Origin of the sequence: Dermabacter jinjuensis (genome assembly GCF_902381725.1) — a bacterium.
Taxonomy (GTDB): Bacteria; Actinomycetota; Actinomycetes; order Actinomycetales; family Dermabacteraceae; genus Dermabacter; species Dermabacter hominis.
Genome location: NZ_LR698963.1, coordinates 751,430 through 770,797 on the forward strand (window position 1 = coordinate 751,430; position 19,368 = coordinate 770,797).

Genomic DNA, 19,368 nt, shown 5'->3' on the forward strand with positions numbered 1-19,368 from the left:
AACGGGGAGAAAGGCTAGCGTTTCGTACGGCGCTCACGTCAAGATAGAGGAGCTGGCGCCGGCGAAGTCGCATCCCATCCACATTTCTCGTACCCCAAGGAGACTTAAGCCAGTGAGCGCCACTGACACGGCCTCGATGCCGGCCGTCCCGGCGTCGGACCACGCCCACGTACTCGAAGCGATTCCCGAAACCCTCCCCGAAGACTCGCGCCCCCTGCCGGATCTCCCGGCCGGCGCGTGGTGGCCGGTGGCGGCGTCGATCTTCGCGATCGCGTGGGGCGGTAACGAATTCACCCCGCTTCTCGTGATGTATCGCGAGGTCTCGCACTTCTCCGACCTCGTCGTCGATGGTCTGCTTGGTGCCTACGTTCTCGGTATCGTCCCGGCTCTCATGATCGGTGGGCCCCTCTCCGACGTGTACGGTCGCCGCCCGATTCTGCTGCCCGCCGCACCGCTCAGCCTCCTCGGCAGCCTTATGTTGATGTTTGCTCCCGGCTCGCCCCTCATGATCGGCATCGGCCGCATCCTGTGCGGTCTTGCGCTCGGTCTCGTGATGGCGATCGGCACCGCGTGGATCAAGGAAATTTCCGACGCCTCCGGAGCCAACCCCGCCGCAGGCGCCCGCAGGGCGTCGCTCGCCCTCACCACCGGCTTCCTTGCCGGTGCCCTCGTGGCCGCAATCCTCGCGCAGTGGGGCCCGTGGCCAACCCGCACCTCGTATGCGCTGCACATCCTCATCACGATCGTGACCGGCCTGTGGCTCTTCACCGCGCCCGAAACGCGCACACCAGGTCACCTTCCTGCCGAGAATGAACCCGCCTCGGGTGCCGAGACGCTCATGTCGAAGCTCATCGTTCCGAAGGCCGCGCACAAACGCTTCCTGCGCGTGGTGCTTCCCGTTGCCCCGTGGGTCTTCGGTGCATGTGGCACCGCCTACGCCGTCCTTCCCGCTCTGCTCAAGGATCGCGCCGGTGACTACCCGATCGCGTTCGCGGGCATCATGACCGCCGTGACCCTCGGCTTCGGCGTGGGCATCCAGACCGTTGGCAAGAAGATCGACACGCATCGAAGTGCGCGTGCCTCCGTGATCGCCATGGCGATCGTGGCGACCGGCGCGGTGTTCGCTGCTGGTGCTGCTTCCACGACGAGCCTCACGATCGGCCTTATCGCCGCCGCGACCCTCGGCTGCGGCTACGGCCTCGCGCTCGTGGCCGGCCTCAGCGAAGTTCAGCGCCTCGCCGGGCCCGACGACCTTGCCGGCCTCACCGCCGTGTTCTACTCGATTGCCTACCTTGGCTTCTTCGTGCCAATGCTCCTCGCGGCGCTCAGCACGATCTTCAGCTACACGGCGATGCTCATTGGCGGCGCCGTGATCGCGATCCTCACGCTCGTGGAGGTCGCGCTCGCCTGGCAGGCACACCTGCCCGGCGCGCACGAGTAAACCCCCAGAACACACGCACGGCTACACGCGCCGCGCCGAAGCCCCCTTCCTGGCTCTCGACGCATGCGGGTGTAGCCGTGCTTTCTTGGCTCTTCACGAACGAGGGTGTAGCGCGGGTCTGAACCCTCCGGCTTCGAGCAGCGACCGAGCGATGTAGTGGGTGAGGTTGCGGAAGCCGAGGGCGGAGCCGCGGAAGTGTTCGAGTCGCCCGTTGATGGCCTCGGTCGGGTCGTTGCTGGTGCCGGGGCGGTCGAAGAACGCGAGGATGTCGCCCGCCCGCTGCTTCATGGTCCGGCCGAGCTTGCGGACCTCGACGAGCGCCGCGGGAACGCCGCTGCTGATCGCAGCGATCACCTCCTGCATCATCGCCTTCGCTTTCTTCTTATCGGGCTCCCGGTAGGCCGCGACGATGCGCTGGTAGATGCCCCAGGTCGCCTCGACTTCGACGTGCTCCTCGCTCGCGAACACTGCGTCCAGGCGTGCCCGCTGCCGGTCGGTGAGCAGGCTCGCCCCGGTGTGCAGGGTGCGGCGGGCTTTGTAGAGCGGGTCGCCCTTGAGCCCGCGGTGACCGGTGGTGTCTTGCTGGACCCGACGCCGGCAGACATCCAGCGCGTCGCCGGCGAGGCGGACCACGTGGAACGGGTCCATGACGGGGACGGCGTCGGAGAGTTCCTCGGCGGCAGCGGTCTTGAACCCGGCGAAGCCGTCCATCGCGACCACCTCGATCCGCTTCGCCCAGTCCGCAGGGCGGGCGGCGAGCCACTGCTTGAACACCGCCTTGGAGCGGCCCTCGACCATGTCCAGCAGCCTCGCCGACCCGGTCTTGTTCCTCGCGGGCGTGAGGTCGATGATCACGGTGACGTACTTGTCGCCCAGCCTCGTGTGTCGCCAGACGTGCTCGTCGACACCGATCGTGGTGACCCCGTCGAACCGGGCGGGGTCGTCAATCAGGCGCCGCTTGCCTTCCGCGAGGACGGCGGCGTTCGCGGCACTCCAGGACACCCCGAGACCTACGGCGACGCGGGTGACGGTGAGGTGGTCGATGACGATGCCCCGCAGCGCCCACTCCAGGCCGCCGCGGGAGATCTTCGCACGCGGCGCCGCTGCCCGCGTCATGTCCTGCCGCCACGTGCGCCGGCAGTGTCCGGCCGGTACCGGCGCACCCGCACCAGCAGGGTCGTCGGCCGGTGCCCGAACGGCTCGTGCGCCAGTCGACGCGTGACCGTGTCCCGCGGCACGCCCTCGACACCGCACTTCCGACACCACGGGTCGTCCTCGACGACGCGGCATTCGATCGTGGCCCGATCCGGCTCGATCAGCTGGCCGACGGCGACGAGGCCGAGCTCGTCGAGGCGGCAGAACGTGGTCAGGTCAGGGGTCGCGAAAGTAGGGTGGAGCACGTCGAGGTCTTTCGGGATGGCGAGCGTGAAGAACTTCCATCATCCGGGAGACCTCGACCCCTACCCGGCCACCGACGCGCTCAACCGACTACACCCTCGTTCATGAAGAGCCCCTTTACCGACGAGTGAGCACCGGAGGCGGCTGCAGGGCGGCCGTAACGTTCGATACAGGTTCCGCGGGGACCCGACAGTCGCTCACCTGGTTCCCGTCCCCTCTTCTCGGCTTCATCGGTCTTCTCGCCGACCGGCGGCGCACGGGGGGTAGTCGCGAACCGCTGGTGCAGTGATGATGGTGAGATGCTCGAGGAGACGTTCGTGTGGCGCGATGGTCATGAGGTTCAGTGGTCGCGGTACGGGTCGGGGCCGCCGGTGGTCTTCTGCCACGGCACCCCGTGGTCGTCAGCCGTGTGGCGGCCTGTGGCCGACGCCCTGAGCGCTGACTTCACGGTCCACCTGTGGGACATGCTCGGCTATGGGACATCGACGAAGGCTGACGGGCAGGACGTCTCGCTCAGCGCCCAGGCTGCGTTGCTCGCGGATCTGCTCGATCACTGGGGCCTGGCCGATCCGCACATGGTCGCCCACGACTACGGCGGCGCAGTGGCCCTTCGCGCTCACCTGTTTCACCACGCTGAATACAACTCATTGGCCCTGGTCGACGTGGTTGCTCTGGCCCCGCGGGGCTCGGAGTTCTTCCGCCTCGTCGCCGACAACTCCGCAGTGTTCGCTTGGATCCCGGTTGACCGCGCCCACCGACTCGCAGAGCTCATTCCCGGTTCCGAGCTGCACCTCGTGCCCGAGGCCGGTCACCTGATCCATTTCGACGCGCCCGAACGGCTCACCGCCGTATTGCAGAGATGGCTGCTGAGCCAAGAGTTCTGACAGTCTTTCCGCAGCTGGCACCGCCCGGTGACGTTCTTGCGGGTGGTTTCTGAGGAACGGCAACATCGTGCAGTTCGTCTGAATGAGTGCGGCGTTACGCGCAGGTTGGTCGGTAGGCCGACGCAGAACAGCCCCCTATGAGACAGCAACATGGAACGACTCGTCTCGCGTTTTGCACCCTCCCCCACTCTTTCCCTGCGGGTGAGCTTGCTCCACCTCAGAGATCAGCTGATCCTCTCATCTTGGTCGCCCACCAATAAGAACTCCTCTTGTGAGGGAGAGAGTGGAGGGCCACCTCTTGGTGAGGTCGGCGAGGATCAGGTCGGCTCGATGTCCTTCGGTCAGAGAGCCACGGTCGTCAAGACCCACACAGGCGGCTGCACCGGAAGTCACGAGCCGCACCGCCTGGGGAAGCGTTGCAATTCCATCACGCACTAGTCGCAGTGCGCCCGGAAGCATCGATGTGGGGATGTAGTCGCTAGCCAACGAGCCGATCAGGCCCGCAGATGCGAGTTCGGATGCCGGTACGTTGCCGGTGTGAGATCTTCCCCGGACGATGTTCGGTGCCCCCGCGACGATGAGCAATCCCGTGATCCCGGGCCGCACGGGCAGCCGCGACTGTTGTCGGGAACTCCGCCACACTACAGCCACGGTCGGCAGCCGCCGACACCTCCTCCGGTGTCGCGAGGTCGTGGGCGAAAAGTCGAATGGAACCTGCCCGGACCAAGCCCTCCAACCACGACAGAGTACGGTCACGCACAGCAAGGCGCTCGTCACGACTGCTGCGCCACCATTCCACATGATCAGCAGCGTCGTCGTCACTCATTCGATCGCTGTCAACCAGCCACTTCTGCATTTTCGCTGGGTCGGCGAACTGTCCCTGCCCCGGCGTGTGGTCTTCGTGCGACACGACGGGCACTCGTCCACCCGGAAGACACGAATCACCATCGTTCGGCCCCTGTGGATGCAGTGCACACATCTCGTCCTGAGGTGCCGATTCCGATGACTCCAACTCCTTCGTGAGCAGCGCAAGTCCGTATTCGCAGCGCACATCGAGCCGGTGCAGAACCTGATGATCGACTTGAGTGTCGTCAGTGCGACGGAGTGCTCCCGAGAGTTCGGACGCTGCGGGAGAATCGATCGGTCTTCCCACGATCGACCGTTCCTGGAAGGCCAGGCCGTGGAACGCGGTAGTGATGCCTGCCGCACGAAGCCGGGCACCCGCAGACGCAACCGCGAAGGAGGGATCGAGAACGACACCGGGCCGTGGACGGATATCTCGCGACAGCACATCGCTGTGGACGTCGACGAACCCGGGCAGCACGTGTGCGCCGCGAGCATCCAGGTCACAGGCAGTGCCACGTGGATGCGGCCCGACGTGAGCGATTCGACCGCTGCGGACGACCACCCGGGCGTCGTCGATCACCCCGTTGGGCAGCACTGCTGTGGCGTGGCCGATCACGAGATCGGAGACTGGGCGGTCCGAGGTGAAGGATGTCATGGCCAGACAACCTTCCATCCGGTCTTGACCCTCATGTGGACGCCTCATGAACGGCTGCCCACAAGAATGCCCTGTTCATCCTTGATTCTCACGCCGTTGTCCAGCACTCCCCTTGGAGTTCACAAATCCTCTATACCTTTGCGGAGGCTACCAGGAATCATATAGAGGACTTGGCATGATCGAACTCGTCGACGTCAGTAAGACCTATAAGGGCGGCGTGCAGGCTTTGGGACCCACGGACCTCTCGATCGAGGCCGGGAGAGTGACCGTGCTTCTCGGCCCGTCGGGAGCTGGCAAGTCCACGCTGCTGCGGTGCATGAATTTGCTCGTGAAGCCGAGCACGGGAGGCGTGCGAGCGGACGGCGTGCCGTCGCTCGAAACGCGCGGCGACCTTCGACGGCATCGCCGGCGCACCGGGATGGTGTTCCAGCACCACCAGCTCACCCCGCGTTACACAGCGCTGCGGAATGTGCTGCTCGGCCGGGTCGGATATTACAGCTTCTGGCGCAGCCTCCTGCCGTTCGGCCGCGCCGACGAGCGCATCGCCCTGGAGGCGCTCGACCGTGTCGGACTGCTGGACAAGGCCCTCACCCGAGTCGACAACCTCAGCGGCGGCATGCAGCAGCGTGTGGGGATCGCCCGCGCACTCGCCCAGCAACCGGATCTGATCCTTGCCGATGAACCCGTGGCCAGCCTCGATCCCGCTACCGCACGTCGCGTCATGGAGCTGCTGCGCCGCGTCTGCCAGGAGAGCGGCATCACTCTCGTCGCCAGCCTTCATCAGATCGACCTCGCGCTCGAGCACGCCGACCGCATCGTCGGCCTCGCCCATGGCCGGATCGTTTACGACGGTCCCGCAGACGAAGTCGACGACGATGACCTCCGCGTGATCTACGAAGACGTACGCGACGAGCCGTAGGCTCAGGATGCCTCCCTTCCCGTCGACGACCGACTCGTGATCGAGCCTCCCTGACCCCAGTCTCCGCACCCACCCGTCACCTATAAATCGACCCACCCGATCGCCCTCGATCAACTGAAACAGGAGTGAATCACCGTGTTTGGACACCCCCGCCTCACCGCAGCCGTAACAGCAGCCCTGACGGCTTTTGCCCTTCTCCTCTCCGGCTGCACTGCCGCCTCCGAGGAAAGCGCCGCCCCCGAAACCCTTCGGGTTGCGCTGCTTCCCGATGAGAATGCCTCGGAGGTCATCAAGAACAATGAACCACTCAAGAGTTACCTCGAGGAGCAGCTGGGGATGGAGGTCGAGCTCGTGGTGACGACCGACTACTCCTCGATGATCGAGGCGATGGTCCGCGGCCGCCTCGATCTCGGCTACTTCGGCCCGCTGTCATACGTCCTCGCGAAGGCGAAGGCCGACATTGAACCCTTTGCCGCACTGCAGGAAGTCGAGGGCGAGGACCCCACCTACCAGTCGGTCTTCATCGCCAACAGCGAGTCCGGAATCGAATCCCTCGACGATGTCGCCGGCAAGACTGTCGCGTGGGGCGACCAGGCGAGCACGTCGAGCCATCTGATCCCCAAGGCCATGCTCGCCGAAGACGCGGGCCTGCGAGTTGACCACGGCGACTATGAAGAGCAGTACGTCGGCTCTCACGATGCGGTGGCCCTGACGGTCCAGAACGGCAATGCGGATGCGGGGGGCATGAGCCTGCCCATCTATGAGCGCATGGTCGAAGAGGGACTCATCGACCCCACGAAGGTCGTCAAGGTCCAGGAGTCCGAGCCTTACGCCAACTATCCGTGGACCATGCGGTCAGACCTCCCCGAAGACCTGAAGGAGAAGCTGCGGAGAGCATTCCTGGACCTCGAGGACCCGGCGGTGCTCGAACCGTTCGACGCCGCCGGGTTCGAAAAGGTCACCGACGCGGACTATGACGCGGTGCGCGAGCTCGCACCTCTGCTCGACATCGACCTTGAGGACTACCAGTGAGCACCAGCACGGAAAGCGCGAGCACCGTCGGCCTGGTGGACGAGCGGCGAGAGCAGGACTACCTGCGGATCTCCGACAAGGCACGGTCCGGCTGGAGGCGCTCGGTCGCTGTCACCGGACTCGTCCTCGTCACCGTGCTGGTGAGCTGGTGGGTCGTCGGGATGCTCGACGGCGCCCGCATGATCACCGGACTGACGGACATCGCCGACCTGCTGAGCGAGATGTGGGTCCCGGACTTCACCAACCTCAACAGCTGGTGGGGCCCGCTGTGGGACTCGATGACGATGAGCATCGCGTCCACCGCACTGGCGGTGCTGCTCTCCGTTCCGCTGGCATTGTGCGGTGCGCGCAACACCGCGCCGCATCCGGCTGTCTACTGGGTCGCCCGGCTCATCCTCAACGTGCTGCGCTCCGTGCCGGAGCTGATCCTGGCCATCGTCTTCGTGGCGGCCGTCGGCTTCGGCGCTCTGCCCGGAGCGCTGGCGCTGGGGATCCACTCCGCGGGGATGGTGGGCAAGTTCTTCGCCGAGGCGATCGAGCATGCCGATCACGCGCCTGTCGAGGCCGCCCGCGCGACTGGTGCCAGCCCGGCGCAGGTGATCCTGCACGGCATCCTGCCGCAGGTTCTGCCGCAAATGGCTGACACGACCGTTTACCGCTGGGAGCTCAACTTCCGGGCCTCGGTGGTCGTGGGCGTCGTCGGAGCCGGCGGTATCGGTTTCGAACTGATGGCTGCCCTCCGCACCCTCCAGTACGACGAGGTCGCCGCAATCCTGCTCGTCATCCTAGCCACAGTCACCCTGGTCGACGCCCTCGGCGGAGCGTTGCGGAAGAGGTTCCAATGACAGACAAACATCCGATGGATGCGCATATGACGGAGACCCGCCACCGCCCGGTGGTGGTCCTCACCCACCGGGTGCATCCCCTGATCCTTCAGATGCTCACTGACACCTGCGAGGTGATCGCGAACCAGAGCGACAGCAGCCTGCCCGCCTCGGAGCTGCGACGAAGGGCAGCGGACGCGGACGCCCTCATGGCGTTCATGCCGGATCGAATCACCGCGGAGTTCCTCGACGCCTGTCCGCGCCTGCAGGTGGTCGCCGGCGCTCTCAAGGGCCACGACAACATCGATGCCGACGCGTGCACCGAGCGCGGGATCTGGCTGACGCGGGTAGAGGACCTCCTCACCGAACCCACGGCTGAGCTCGCCGTCGGTCTGCTCATCGGACTCGCGCGCAACATCGCGGTAGGAGACCGCGCGGTGCGGGCCCGCCTCGCAGGATGGCGACCGACGCTCTATGGAAGCACGCTCGTGGGCTCGACAATCGGCCTCGTGGGCGCGGGAAGGCTCGGCCGGGCAGTGGCGCGACTGCTCAGCGGGTTCGAGGCGAATCTGCTCTACTGCGATCCCTCGCCGGTGTCCGGTGAGGAAGATCTGCAGATGGAGCGTGTGGAGCTGTCGGAGCTGCTGGCGCGCACCGATGCAGTAGTGGTCTGCGCACCGCTAGATGTGAACACCCTGCACCTGCTCGACCGGCCCCGACTGGAATCCATGCGTCCGGGGTCACTGCTCGTCAACGTCGGTCGCGGCTCCGTAGTGGACGAGGTCGCCGTGGCTGAGCTGCTACGTCGCGGACACCTCGGCGGATTCGCCTCGGACGTGTTCGAGTTCGAGGACCTCTCGCGCCCGGACCGACCTCGGGACGTGCCAGAGGAGCTCCGGGCGATGCAGGACCGCACTCTCTTTACTCCGCACCTCGGGTCCGCTGTGGCCTCCGCGAGGCTCGCGATTGAGGAACATGCTGGCAAGGCTATCCTGCAGGCGCTTGCCGGCGAGGTGCCCGACGGCGCTGTCAACCGTCCCCAGCGCACCGCATCTCCCGTTCCGACGCCTGCGATATGATCAGTTCCATCAACCACGTGACGTCGAAGCAGCCCTCACCTCGGGTCCCGGTGTATTTGGCCGCGGCAGACGCTCTCGCCGAGCAGATCGCAGATCACCCGGTCGGTACCCGGCTTCCGTCGGAAGACGCGCTCGCCGGTCAGCTCGGTGTCAGCCGACTGACCGTGCGGGCGGCGTTGGCGGAATTGGAGAGGCGCTACCTGGTGCGGCGACGGCAGGGCAGCGGCACGTACGTCTCCCGTCGGGTCGACTACACGATCAGCCGCTGCCATCCGCCGTCATGGAGCCAGAGCGTCCGCAATGCGGGACTCACACCTGACGTCCGGACCACAGAATGGCGACTCGAGACTCCGTCGCCCGAGGTGCGCCGGCGAATGAGGATGGGACCGAGGCGGCAGGTGCTGGCGCTCTCGCGTGACCGGTACATCGACAACGAGCTGGTCGGCTTCGCCGAGTCCTTCCGCCGGTCATCTCGATCCGCTCACGGACAGATGCGGCAGCACGAGACCACCAGCCGGTGGAGCTCACGGTCTCGTGGCTGAGGGCCGACGTATTCCGCATCGAGATCGACTTCGACACATGAGTCCGCCAGCGTAGGCCTTTCCGCAGGCGAACCCTGACCCACCGTCAGCGCGCCCTGCAGGCCAGCTCCAAAGATGGCGTTAGTCGAGTCGACAACCCGAGGGCTGCAGGGTCAGAACCTGGACTACGCTTTCTCCACACGAATGCCCCGTACCAGGATCGCAGCCCGAGGCTCCCTTTGACGGCTCTTCATGAACGAGGGTGTAGTCGGTTGAGCGCGTCGGTGGCCGGGTAGGGGTCGAGGTCTCCCGGATGATGGAAGTTCTTCACGCTCGCCATCCCGAAAGACCTCGACGTGCTCCACCCTACTTTCGCGACCCCTGACCTGACCACGTTCTGCCGCCTCGACGAGCTCGGCCTCGTCGCCGTCGGCCAGCTGATCGAGCCGGATCGGGCCACGATCGAATGCCGCGTCGTCGAAGACGACCCGTGGTGTCGGAAGTGCGGTGTCGAGGGCGTGCCGCGGGACACGGTCACGCGTCGACTGGCGCACGAGCCGTTCGGGCACCGGCCGACGACCCTGCTGGTGCGGGTGCGCCGGTACCGGCCGGACACTGCCGGCGCACGTGGCGGCAGGACATGACGCGGGCAGCGGCGCCGCGTGCGAAGATCTCCCGCGGCGGCCTGGAGTGGGCGCTGCGGGGCATCGTCATCGACCACCTCACCGTCACCCGCGTCGCCGTAGGTCTCGGGGTGTCCTGGAGTGCCGCGAACGCCGCCGTCCTCGCGGAAGGCAAGCGGCGCCTGATTGACGACCCCGCCCGGTTCGACGGGGTCACCACGATCGGTGTCGACGAGCACGTCTGGCGACACACGAGGCTGGGCGACAAGTACGTCACCGTGATCATCGACCTCACGCCCGCGAGGAACAAGACCGGGTCGGCGAGGCTGCTGGACATGGTCGAGGGCCGCTCCAAGGCGGTGTTCAAGCAGTGGCTCGCCGCCCGCCCTGCGGACTGGGCGAAGCGGATCGAGGTGGTCGCGATGGACGGCTTCGCCGGGTTCAAGACCGCTGCCGCCGAGGAACTCTCCGACGCCGTCCCCGTCATGGACCCGTTCCACGTGGTCCGCCTCGCCGGCGACGCGCTGGATGTCTGCCGGCGTCGGGTCCAGCAAGACACCACCGGTCACCGCGGGCTCAAGGGCGACCCGCTCTACAAAGCCCGCCGCACCCTGCACACCGGGGCGAGCCTGCTCACCGACCGGCAGCGGGCACGCCTGGACGCAGTGTTCGCGAGCGAGGAGCACGTCGAAGTCGAGGCGACCTGGGGCATCTACCAGCGCATCGTCGCGGCCTACCGGGAGCCCGATAAGAAGAAAGCGAAGGCGATGATGCAGGAGGTGATCGCTGCGATCAGCAGCGGCGTTCCCGCGGCGCTCGTCGAGGTCCGCAAGCTCGGCCGGACCATGAAGCAGCGGGCGGGCGACATCCTCGCGTTCTTCGACCGCCCCGGCACCAGCAACGACCCGACCGAGGCCATCAACGGGCGACTCGAACACTTCCGCGGCTCCGCCCTCGGCTTCCGCAACCTCACCCACTACATCGCTCGGTCGCTGCTCGAAGCCGGAGGGTTCAGACCCGCGCTACACCCTCGTTCGTGAAGAGCCGCTTTCTTTTAAGCGGAGCGCTCGGCCGAGGGCTCCGGTGTAATTGGGGCCGGGTGCCTGAGCGAAAGCAAGCCGCCGACCGCGAGCGTGACGAGCACGCCGAGCAGCGGATACCACTGCCACGCGATCCACACCTCGCCTACGACGTACTTCTCCATCACGAAGAAGAAGGCGTTCGTCGCAATCGCGCAGAGGAATGCAATGTTCGCATCGAGGGTTCGCGCGCGCTTGTTCACGATGCCGAGCACGAACGCGCCGAGCAGCCCGCCGTACGTGATGCCCGCGATGCCGAGGGCAAGGACCACGATGCTTCCCTCATCGCTGCGGAAGAACGTCGCCGGGAGAATGAACAGGAGGCCCCACACGACCGTCGCGATACGGCCCGTGTTGAGCTCGTCGGCTTTCGTCATGGGAGTGCGGCGCAGCTTCGCGACGACATCCGTGACGGTCGAGGAGCTGAGCGCCGAAAGCGACGACGACAGCGTGGACATCGCCGCCGCGAGGATACCCGCGAGGAGCAAGCCCGAGATGCCCGCAGGCAGACCCTCAATGATGAACTTCGGGAAGATCTCGTCGTCGCGCGTGAGCCCGAGGTCAGCGGGGGTGGCATGGTGGTACCAACCCCACAGCGCGAGCCCCACCACGAGGAAGATCGCAAACTGCACGACCACGACGAAGCCCGACGCGATGAGTGCCTTTTGCGCCTCCGCCTTCGTGCGGCATGCGAGCAGGCGCTGCACGATCAGCTGATCCGAGCCGTGCGAGGCCATCGCGAACACGGTGCCGCCAAGCAGCGAGGGAATGAGGCCCGACGCGCCGCTGATGGGGTTCTCGCCAAGGATAAACAGGTTCGTTTTTCCCGCCTCGACCGCATCGGTGAACCACGAGAAGCCGAGCGAGGAGCTCACGACGATGATCGCGAGCAGGCCGCCCGCGACGTAGAGGCACATTTGCACCACGTCGACCCACACGACCGCGCGAATGCCGCCAATGAACGTATAGAGGATCGTGACGACCGCGAGCACGACGATGATGACGAAGTAGTTCGTGTGCACCCCGAGCCCGTCGAGAATGATCTTGAGTGGAATGGCGGCGGCGAGAACGCGGACACCGTCGGCCAAAAGGCGCGTAAAGAGGAACGTGACGCCCGCCGTAGTTTGCGTAGCCGAACCGAAGCGCTTACCCAGGTAGGCGTAAGCCGTGACCATCTCGCCGTCGTAATAGCGGGGGAGCAGGAGGTAGGCGACGATAACACGGCCCACGATGTAGCCGAAGCCGAGCTGCAGGTAGCTGATGTCGCCCACGTAGCTCATGACCGGAATGCCGATCACGGTCAGTGCACTCGTTTCCGTGGCGACGACGCTCAAGCACACCGCCCACCACGGGATATCGCGCCCGCCGAGGAAGTAGTCCTTGGCGTCCGATTGCTTACCGCTGAGCTTGAGGCCCAGCCAGGCGGTCGCGATGAGGTACGCGATCACCACCACGATGTCGATGACCTGCATGAATACTCCTAGGGCGTGCGTCGACGAGGTCGAAGGGACACTGTGCGGCGCCGCTCACCAGGAGGTGCGCAACGCTGCGCGTGAAACCATCGTACGGGCAAACCCTAGAGTTTGGAAGAAAATTTTACTCTCGGGTCTATCGGCCTCTGAGTCCGAGGCAGTTTCTCCACAACAAGGAGAGAGAGGACTCCGTCACGAGTACACGCACGAGATCCGCGCTAAGGCTCGGCCCCGGCGTCAACGAAACCCAATGCCGTTTATTCATGCGGTAGTTGCGAGATGTGATGAGGATAGGGCGACACTGCAATTCCGCTTAGGCTGACTGTGTGACATTCGTGAGTGTCATTGGTTTTTTCTCTCCGTGAGCACCTCTACGGGCGTGCCAGCAATACTTGAATCGATGTTGAGGACCAATTTTCCGTCTCTATAGGCGCTTGCGGGAAGCGTGAAGCTTACGACCCGATTGGCGGAGCAAGGCCCGGAACGCACAAGGTCGCTCGTCTGGGTTGTGAAAGTGAACTGAGCAGCCTCCTCTGTGCAGTAAAAATGAAACGTTCGCGGACCGCTGTTATCTAGCACCGATTCGACCTTGAACGGCGTAGTGGAAGAAATATAACTCTCCGCAGTCCCCCCACTTGGCAGTATTGGGTGGTCTTCTATTGCGCCAGGAGTGCCAAGGAGTATCTCTAGAGCAAAGTGCGGATCCCCCGGGGTGACATTCCTGGACTCTGCTTTTGGAGGAGCTTGGCTGTGTGGATCCTTTTTCTGCTCAGCAGGATCGCTTTCTTTCTCCGGAGTCGCGTTTTCGACGGAGGGGCGTGGTGTCGCGTCGGTAGTGCTTGCAGGAGTAGCTTGCTCTGCTGTTGGTGTGCACCCCGCCAGAGCGCCTAGTGCGAGCGCCAGAGCTGCGGGAAGGCCGCCAAATCTCCAAAATGTGAGCCGTGACATAGGTGAAGTCTAGAGCGGAGGAGCATCTGGTGTCTCGCGCTTCCCGTACTACTTTTCGCATGTAGGGCAACCGTTCGACTGAGGTAGCGAAAGCAACCGATCAGTCTCCTAGTGCCCGCGCCGCAACCTAGTGCAGTGAGCCTGCTACGTTGGTTTCTTTTTCTCGGGGCGATGCGCTCGATGCTCACTCAGGGGAACACTTAGGCGCGCGGCAAGCGTCGGCCCCGACCCAGCACCCGGCCAGCGATCCGGCCGCGCGGGCGCTTGTAGCCCGTGGCCCGGAAAAGCCACAGGAACGGCTCGGGGAGTGCGCGCGCGATCGGGGCGCTGAGCGCCCAGCGCCACGGGGCGTTCGAGTCCTTGTTGGGGCGGTGTTCGAGGGCGTGGACGGCGGCTTCGGCAACCTCGTCGGGGGTCATCGTGCCCACGAGCAGCTCGACTTTGGGGACGCGTTTTTCTGAGTTGGGGTTGGCTTTGAAGTAGTCGGAGTGCACGCGTGTGGGGGTCAGCGAGCCCACGTTGATCCCGGTGCCGTGAAGGTCCTGGCGCAGAGCCTCGGTGAAGCCGCGAACGGCGTAGCGGGCGGCGGCATACCCCACGGCGCCGGGCCACGCGATCTGGGCGACGGGGGAGTTGATCTGGAAAATCGTGCCGCTGCCGCGGGCGAGCATCGGCTCGATGAGCCCGCGCGTCATGTCGAAGGCCGCGAAGTACGGCAGCGCCATCTGCTCGCGCGCCTCCTTGGGGCTCGTCTCCTCGATGCTGAGGAAGCGCCCCGATCCGGCGTTGTTGAGGAGGATGTCGGGCGTGCCGTGCTCGGCGAGGATCCGCTCGCACACCTGCGCGACGGCGTCGGGATCCGAAAGATCGACGGGGTAGTATGCCGCGCCGGTCTCTTTCGCGAGCGGTGCGAGCTTCTCTTTGCGCCGGGCCAGCAGAATGAGGCGGCATTCGCTCTCGCTGAGGCGCCGCGCGAGAGCCGCACCAATACCGGCGGAAGCGCCCGTGATGACAATCAGTTCCGAGGTCAGTGCGCTGGGGGTCGCTTGGGTCTTGGTCGTGCGCGTTGCGCTCTTCGTAGCCATACCTCGAGTTTATCGAGCGGCGCCCTCGCCCACGCCGAGGATCCATTGGATCGCGGCGGTCGCCGCGCCGCGCGCCCAGAACGCAAAGTCGTGCTCGCGAAGCTGGATGTCGAGGCCGCTCGCGCTCACGTGCCTCACTTCGGCGATGCCCGCGTCGAGTTCCTCCTCGTTGCCCGCGAGGAACCGCGCGCCCTCACCGGAGATCACGACGGCCTGCGGCATCGTGAACGCGGCGGCCGTGCCCACGAGCCGCCCAACCTTGCGGGCCGCGCGCGCCGACTCCTCGGCGGTGAGGGGGCGGGCGCCGCTCAAATCGGGCCAGTCGGCCCCCCGGATGGCCTCGGTGACCGTGCCGAAACCCGTGTTCTCATCCGTGATCACGCGCCCGTCCAGCACAAGGGCAAAGCCCGTGCCAATTCCGACGGTCACCACGATGAACCTCGAGGCCTCAAGGCCCGCACCGAACCAGTTTTCCGCTTCGGCAAGGGAGGTCAGGTCATGCACGATGAGGACGGGGAGGCCGGTGAGTTCTTCGAGCCGATCGGCGGCGCGCACGTTCGTCCATTCGAGGAATGGGGCTTCGCGGACGATGCGGCCATCGTCGATTTGTGCACCGATGTTCACGCCGATTCCGGCGACGGGCAGGCCGGGGTGGGAGGCGGCCAGCGATTCGCGCAGCTGAGCGATGAGGGCGCCTGCTTCGCGAAGAACAGTGTTCGGCTGCAGGTCGGTGAGGCTGAGTGTGCGCGAGTCGAGCACGGTCGCCCGCGCGTCCGTGGCGATCGCCACGAGGCTTTCGTGGGTGATCGACAGCCCGATGAGGGCGAAGCTCGTGAGGTTCACGGAGAGGGGGATTGCGGGCCGGCCCACCTCGCTTGGAACGGGGGCGCCCTGGAGCATGAGCTCCGCTTCAACGAGCGGGGTCGTGACGCGCGTGAGGGAGGCGGCGCTCAGGCCGAGGCGCTCGGCGAGCTGCGTGCGCGGAAGCGGCCCGTAGCGGAGCAGCTCGAGATACACGCGCCTTGCCGACGGCGGGAGCGTGTCGAGCGTGAGGCGCTCGGGGACGGTTGGGGTGTTCACGGTTCTCAACTTTGCCAGATGCTGCGGGGTGTAGCGCGACTTGCCTCCCACTTCGGGGAATGCGCTTGACGGGGATTTATTTTATAACGAAAATAAGTAGGTCATTGAAGACGCACCTCAAGGAGAAACCATGGCGACCACCACCCGTCGCGGCTTCCTCGCGGGCATGGCGGGTCTCGGGACCCTCGGCGCGCTCGCGGGATGCGGCGGCTCGAACTCGGGCGGCACCTCGCTCGAATACTTCCAGTTTAAATCCGAGGCCATCGACCTGTTCAACTCGATTTGCGAGAACTTCAACGCGCAATCGAACAACGTTCACGTGCGCCAAAACTTCCAGGCCGACAACGTCACGGCGCTGCGCGTGCGACTCGTGAAAAACAGCATGCCCGACATCGTCTCGATCAACGGCGACTACAATTTCGGCTCGATCGCCCGCTCGGGCGTGTTCTACGACTTCGCGAAGACCGACCTTCTCGGCGACGTCCAGGAAGCCGTTGGCGAGATCCTCCCAAGCCTCGGTGCCGGTGCGGAAGGCGAGGTCAACGGCCTGCCGCTCTCCACGAACGGCTCAGGCATGATCTACAACAAGGACATCTTCGACGACTTCGGCATCGAGCCGCCCAAAACATGGGACGACCTCATCGCCGCGGCAGAAGAATTCTCCGCGGGCGGCGTGGACCCGTTCTACTGGGGCTTCCGCGATAACTGGACCGGCGCGCCCATGTTCTCGTCGATCTCCGGCAACTTCCTTCCGAATGTTGCCGAGTGGTACCAAAAGCGCCTCGAGGGCGACACGACCTTCGAGGATCTTCGCCCCGTGCTCGAGAAGATGAACCAGATCGCCAAGATGGGCAATAAGAACAAGTACGAGGTCGACTACAACGGCGGTAACCAGGGCTTCGCCCAGGGCAAAGCCGCGATCTACGTGCACGGCACCTACGCGATCCCCGCGATCCGCTCCTACAACCCCGACATCAACCTCGGCACCTTCGCGACCCCCGCCGATGACCCCGCCGACACACGCGTGGTTTCCGGCGTGGACGTGGCCCTCACGATGGGCGTCGAACCCGAGCACGAGGAAGAAGCCCTCGACTTCATCCGCTACGTCATGCGGGAAGAGAACATGCTCGCCTACTGCAAGGAGCAGGTGGCCTACCCGACCCTCAAGGGTACCGAGCCGGATGACCCCGCGCTCCAAGGGCTCCAGGACTACTTCGCGAACAACCTCGTCGCGACCTACTCCGACCACAACTTCCCCCAGGGAGTGAACCTCAACAACTACATGCAGCAGTTCCTGATCGACCACAACATCGACGCGTTCATCAAGACGCTCGACACGCAGTGGGACAAGGTCACGAAGCGCATGGCCGCGACGGCGTAAGGAGAAGCCACCGTGTCTGCAACGCACACAAAATCCGGCTCCGCGCCGGTACTTCGCTCAAAAAAGAAGCGAATCGATCCCGCCCACGTGTGGATGGTCATTCCCGCGATCATCATCTTCGTGGCCCTGCTCGTGTGGCCCCTCATCCAGGGCATCTTCTACACGTTTACGAACTACCAGGGCTACGGCGACTGGCGCTTCGTGGGCCTCGACAACTACAAGTTCCTGTTCCAGGACGACGTGATTTGGGGAAGCTACGGCTTCACGTTCCTCTTCGCGATCTCCTCGACGCTTGCGACGAACGTCATCGCGATGGTTCTCGCGCTCCTGCTGAACTCGGCGATCAAGGCGAAGAACCTCTTCCGCGGGATCTTCTTCCTCCCGTACATGCTTCCCGTGCTGATCGTCTCGTACATCTTCAGCTACCTGTTCACGAACAACATTCCGCTCATCGGCCAGTGGCTCGGTTGGGAATGGCTCTCCTCCTCGCTGCTTGCCAATGAGAGCCTCGCGTGGCTCGCGATCGTGTTCGTGGGCGTGTGGCAGGGCGTCGCCTTCACGACCCTCATCTACCTCTCGGGCCTGCAAACCGTGCCCGAAGAGGTCTACGAAGCCGCCTCGCTCGACGGCGCGAACAAGTGGAAGCAGTTCTGGAAAATCACGTTCCCGCTGATCATGCCGTTCTTCACCATCAATGTCGTGTTGAGCTTCAAGAACTCCCTTGGCGTGTTCGACCAGGTCGTTGCCCTCACCGAGGGCGGCCCCGGCACCGCCACCCAATCGATCTCGTTCCTGATCTTCAAGAACGGCTTCCAGGGCGGCGAATTCGCCTACCAGACGGCGAACGGCGTCATCTACTTCATCATCCTCATCGTGCTGTCGTTCGCGCAGCTGCGATTCCTTCAGTCGAAGGAGGTCAACTGACATGAGTACCCAGTCGATCCCCACCCCGGGTGCCGCAGAAACACCCACGAACGAAAGCATCGAGAAGGGCGGAGCAAGCGTCGGAAAGCCCCCGCGCAACAAGCGCCGCTACCGCCTCCACCGCACAAACTGGTGGGCGACCGCCCTCGTGGCCGTTCTTTCCCTGACGATCCTCGTGCCGCTGTACTTTGCGGTGGTGACCGCGTTCAAGACGGCACCCGAGCTCGCCGAGAGCGGCTTCGGCCTGCCGAACCAGTGGAACCTCGACAACTTCGTGGAGGCCTGGCGCCTCACCGAGTTCCCGAAGCGTCTCATGACGAGCGCGATCATCACGGTCGGCGCCGTGATCGTCACGCTGCTCACGAACTCGATGGTGGCCTACGCGATCGCGCGTAACCTCCACCGCAAGAGCTTCCAGTTCCTCTACTACTTCTTTGTGGCGGCGCTCTTCGTGCCCTTCCCGATCATCATGCTGCCCGTCGTGAAGCAGACGGCCGCGCTCGGTATCGACAATGAAGCCGGCCTGATCCTCCTGTACACCGTGTACGGGCTCGCGATGAACATCCTGCTCTACGTGAGCTTCTTGAAGTCACTGCCGGAGGAACTCGAAGAGGCCGCGCGCCTCGAAGGCGCCTCGACATGGACCGTGTTCTGGAAGATCGTGTTCCCGCTCATGGGCCCCATGAACGCGACGGTCGGCATCCTCACGTGCCTGTGGTCGTGGAACGACTTCATGCTGCCGCTCGTGATCCTCTCCGATCCCGATTCGCAGACGCTCCCGCTTGCGCAGTACGTGTTCCAGGGCCAGTTCAACACGAACTACCCGGTTTCCTTCGCGAGCTACCTCATGGCGATCGCGCCCATGATGCTCGTGTACGTGTTCGCGCAGAAGTGGATCATCTCGGGCGTCATGCGAGGCTCGACCAAGTAATTCGGGCGCATGCGTGCGCCGCGAGCGTGGCTGCTGTTCTTGCTCGTTCCCGCTGCTCTTGCTCGTGGCCGCTGTTTTTGCTCGAGCCCGTCACTCTCTATGAAGAAAAAGTCCCTCCCCACCCGCGACGTGCGGGGAGGGAGCGACTTTTTTTATGAAGTGGAACGGTTTGGCCGCCGTACCGCCCCGCCGCTGCCTCGTGGCCGTCACTCTCGATGAAGAAAAGGCCGCTCCCCACCCGCGCCG

At 64.9% G+C, this 19,368-nt stretch carries 15 protein-coding genes and 2 pseudogenes; 11 read left to right on the plus strand and 6 right to left on the minus strand.

Going from position 1 to position 19,368, the window contains the following annotated elements; translation table 11 throughout:
• Positions 1–112: 112 nt before the first annotated feature.
• Complete coding sequence (locus FXY94_RS03315) at positions 113–1,441, plus strand: MFS transporter (protein ID WP_016663606.1); 1,329 nt, start codon at positions 113–115, stop codon at positions 1,439–1,441.
• A gap of 93 nt (positions 1,442–1,534) precedes the next feature.
• On the opposite strand, the pseudogene FXY94_RS03320 reads toward FXY94_RS03315, so the two are convergent.
• Positions 1,535–2,841: pseudogene (locus FXY94_RS03320) on the minus strand (ISL3 family transposase).
• A gap of 297 nt (positions 2,842–3,138) precedes the next feature.
• On the opposite strand from FXY94_RS03320, the gene FXY94_RS03325 reads away from it, so the two are divergent.
• Positions 3,139–3,723, plus strand: coding sequence for an alpha/beta fold hydrolase (locus FXY94_RS03325; RefSeq protein ID WP_040386409.1), 585 nt, complete (start codon positions 3,139–3,141; stop codon positions 3,721–3,723).
• Between the two features lie 237 nt (positions 3,724–3,960).
• Here the strand turns inward: FXY94_RS03325 and FXY94_RS10975 are convergent, their stop codons facing one another.
• Positions 3,961–4,308, minus strand: coding sequence for an amidohydrolase family protein (locus FXY94_RS10975; RefSeq protein WP_232049685.1), 348 nt, complete (start codon positions 4,306–4,308; stop codon positions 3,961–3,963).
• Positions 4,202–5,224: an amidohydrolase family protein gene (locus FXY94_RS03330; RefSeq protein WP_016663611.1), complete on the minus strand. Its 1,023-nt coding sequence runs from the start codon at positions 5,222–5,224 to the stop codon at positions 4,202–4,204. The genes FXY94_RS10975 and FXY94_RS03330 overlap by 107 nt, the downstream gene beginning before the upstream one ends.
• A 175-nt stretch (positions 5,225–5,399) precedes the next feature.
• On the opposite strand from FXY94_RS03330, the gene phnC reads away from it, so the two are divergent.
• The 6 genes and pseudogenes from phnC (at position 5,400) to FXY94_RS03360 (ending at position 11,262) form a co-directional block, all read left to right on the plus strand.
• Positions 5,400–6,143 (plus strand): phosphonate ABC transporter ATP-binding protein, encoded by a 744-nt coding sequence (phnC, locus tag FXY94_RS03335; RefSeq protein ID WP_016663612.1) that lies wholly within the window; start codon positions 5,400–5,402, stop codon positions 6,141–6,143.
• 135 nt (positions 6,144–6,278) lie between these two features.
• The gene (gene phnD, locus FXY94_RS03340) at positions 6,279–7,175 is read left to right on the plus strand and encodes a phosphate/phosphite/phosphonate ABC transporter substrate-binding protein (RefSeq protein WP_016663613.1); all 897 of its coding nucleotides are present in this window, start codon (positions 6,279–6,281) and stop codon (positions 7,173–7,175) included.
• Positions 7,172–8,020, plus strand: a complete 849-nt coding sequence (gene phnE / locus FXY94_RS03345; RefSeq protein ID WP_016663614.1) for a phosphonate ABC transporter, permease protein PhnE — start codon at positions 7,172–7,174, stop codon at positions 8,018–8,020. Before phnD ends, phnE begins: the two co-directional genes overlap by 4 nt.
• Positions 8,021–8,046: 26 nt before the next feature.
• Positions 8,047–9,078, plus strand: a complete 1,032-nt coding sequence (locus FXY94_RS03350) for a phosphonate dehydrogenase (RefSeq protein WP_040386779.1) — start codon at positions 8,047–8,049, stop codon at positions 9,076–9,078.
• 17 nt (positions 9,079–9,095) lie between these two features.
• Positions 9,096–9,620 (plus strand): GntR family transcriptional regulator, encoded by a 525-nt coding sequence (locus FXY94_RS03355; protein WP_197736228.1) that lies wholly within the window; start codon positions 9,096–9,098, stop codon positions 9,618–9,620.
• A gap of 335 nt (positions 9,621–9,955) precedes the next feature.
• Positions 9,956–11,262, plus strand: a pseudogene (locus FXY94_RS03360) (ISL3 family transposase).
• 14 nt (positions 11,263–11,276) lie between these two features.
• Here FXY94_RS03360 and FXY94_RS03365 read toward each other — a convergent pair.
• The 3 genes from FXY94_RS03365 to FXY94_RS03375 form a co-directional block, all read right to left on the minus strand.
• Complete coding sequence (locus FXY94_RS03365) at positions 11,277–12,773, minus strand: sodium:solute symporter (RefSeq protein ID WP_016663617.1); 1,497 nt, start codon at positions 12,771–12,773, stop codon at positions 11,277–11,279.
• 1,148 nt (positions 12,774–13,921) lie between these two features.
• Positions 13,922–14,806 (minus strand): SDR family NAD(P)-dependent oxidoreductase, encoded by an 885-nt coding sequence (locus tag FXY94_RS03370; RefSeq protein ID WP_016663619.1) that lies wholly within the window; start codon positions 14,804–14,806, stop codon positions 13,922–13,924.
• A gap of 9 nt (positions 14,807–14,815) precedes the next feature.
• Complete coding sequence (locus tag FXY94_RS03375) at positions 14,816–15,886, minus strand: ROK family transcriptional regulator (protein ID WP_040386411.1); 1,071 nt, start codon at positions 15,884–15,886, stop codon at positions 14,816–14,818.
• Between the two features lie 130 nt (positions 15,887–16,016).
• Here FXY94_RS03375 and FXY94_RS03380 point away from each other — a divergent pair, with 130 nt between their 5' ends.
• From FXY94_RS03380 to FXY94_RS03390, 3 genes are read left to right on the plus strand one after another with little or no spacing between them, the layout of a single operon-like run.
• A complete protein-coding gene (locus FXY94_RS03380; protein WP_016663621.1) occupies positions 16,017–17,267 on the plus strand; it encodes an ABC transporter substrate-binding protein in 1,251 nt (416 codons plus the stop codon).
• A gap of 12 nt (positions 17,268–17,279) precedes the next feature.
• Positions 17,280–18,191, plus strand: a complete 912-nt coding sequence (locus FXY94_RS03385; protein WP_016663622.1) for a carbohydrate ABC transporter permease — start codon at positions 17,280–17,282, stop codon at positions 18,189–18,191.
• Position 18,192: 1 nt separating this feature from the next.
• A complete protein-coding gene (locus FXY94_RS03390) occupies positions 18,193–19,122 on the plus strand; it encodes a carbohydrate ABC transporter permease (RefSeq protein ID WP_016663623.1) in 930 nt (309 codons plus the stop codon).
• Positions 19,123–19,368 lie beyond the last annotated feature (246 nt).

Coding starts and splice junctions, on each gene's coding strand:
- FXY94_RS03325 (WP_040386409.1), top strand. CDS start 3,139: ATGCTCGAGGAGACGTTCGTGTGGCGCGATGGTCATGAGGTTCAGTGG.
- FXY94_RS03330 (WP_016663611.1), bottom strand. CDS start 5,224: ATGACATCCTTCACCTCGGACCGCCCAGTCTCCGATCTCGTGATCGGC.
- phnC (WP_016663612.1), top strand. CDS start 5,400: ATGATCGAACTCGTCGACGTCAGTAAGACCTATAAGGGCGGCGTGCAG.
- FXY94_RS03350 (WP_040386779.1), top strand. CDS start 8,047: ATGACGGAGACCCGCCACCGCCCGGTGGTGGTCCTCACCCACCGGGTG.
- FXY94_RS03365 (WP_016663617.1), bottom strand. CDS start 12,773: ATGCAGGTCATCGACATCGTGGTGGTGATCGCGTACCTCATCGCGACC.
- FXY94_RS03370 (WP_016663619.1), bottom strand. CDS start 14,806: ATGGCTACGAAGAGCGCAACGCGCACGACCAAGACCCAAGCGACCCCC.
- FXY94_RS03380 (WP_016663621.1), top strand. CDS start 16,017: ATGGCGACCACCACCCGTCGCGGCTTCCTCGCGGGCATGGCGGGTCTC.
- FXY94_RS03390 (WP_016663623.1), top strand. CDS start 18,193: ATGAGTACCCAGTCGATCCCCACCCCGGGTGCCGCAGAAACACCCACG.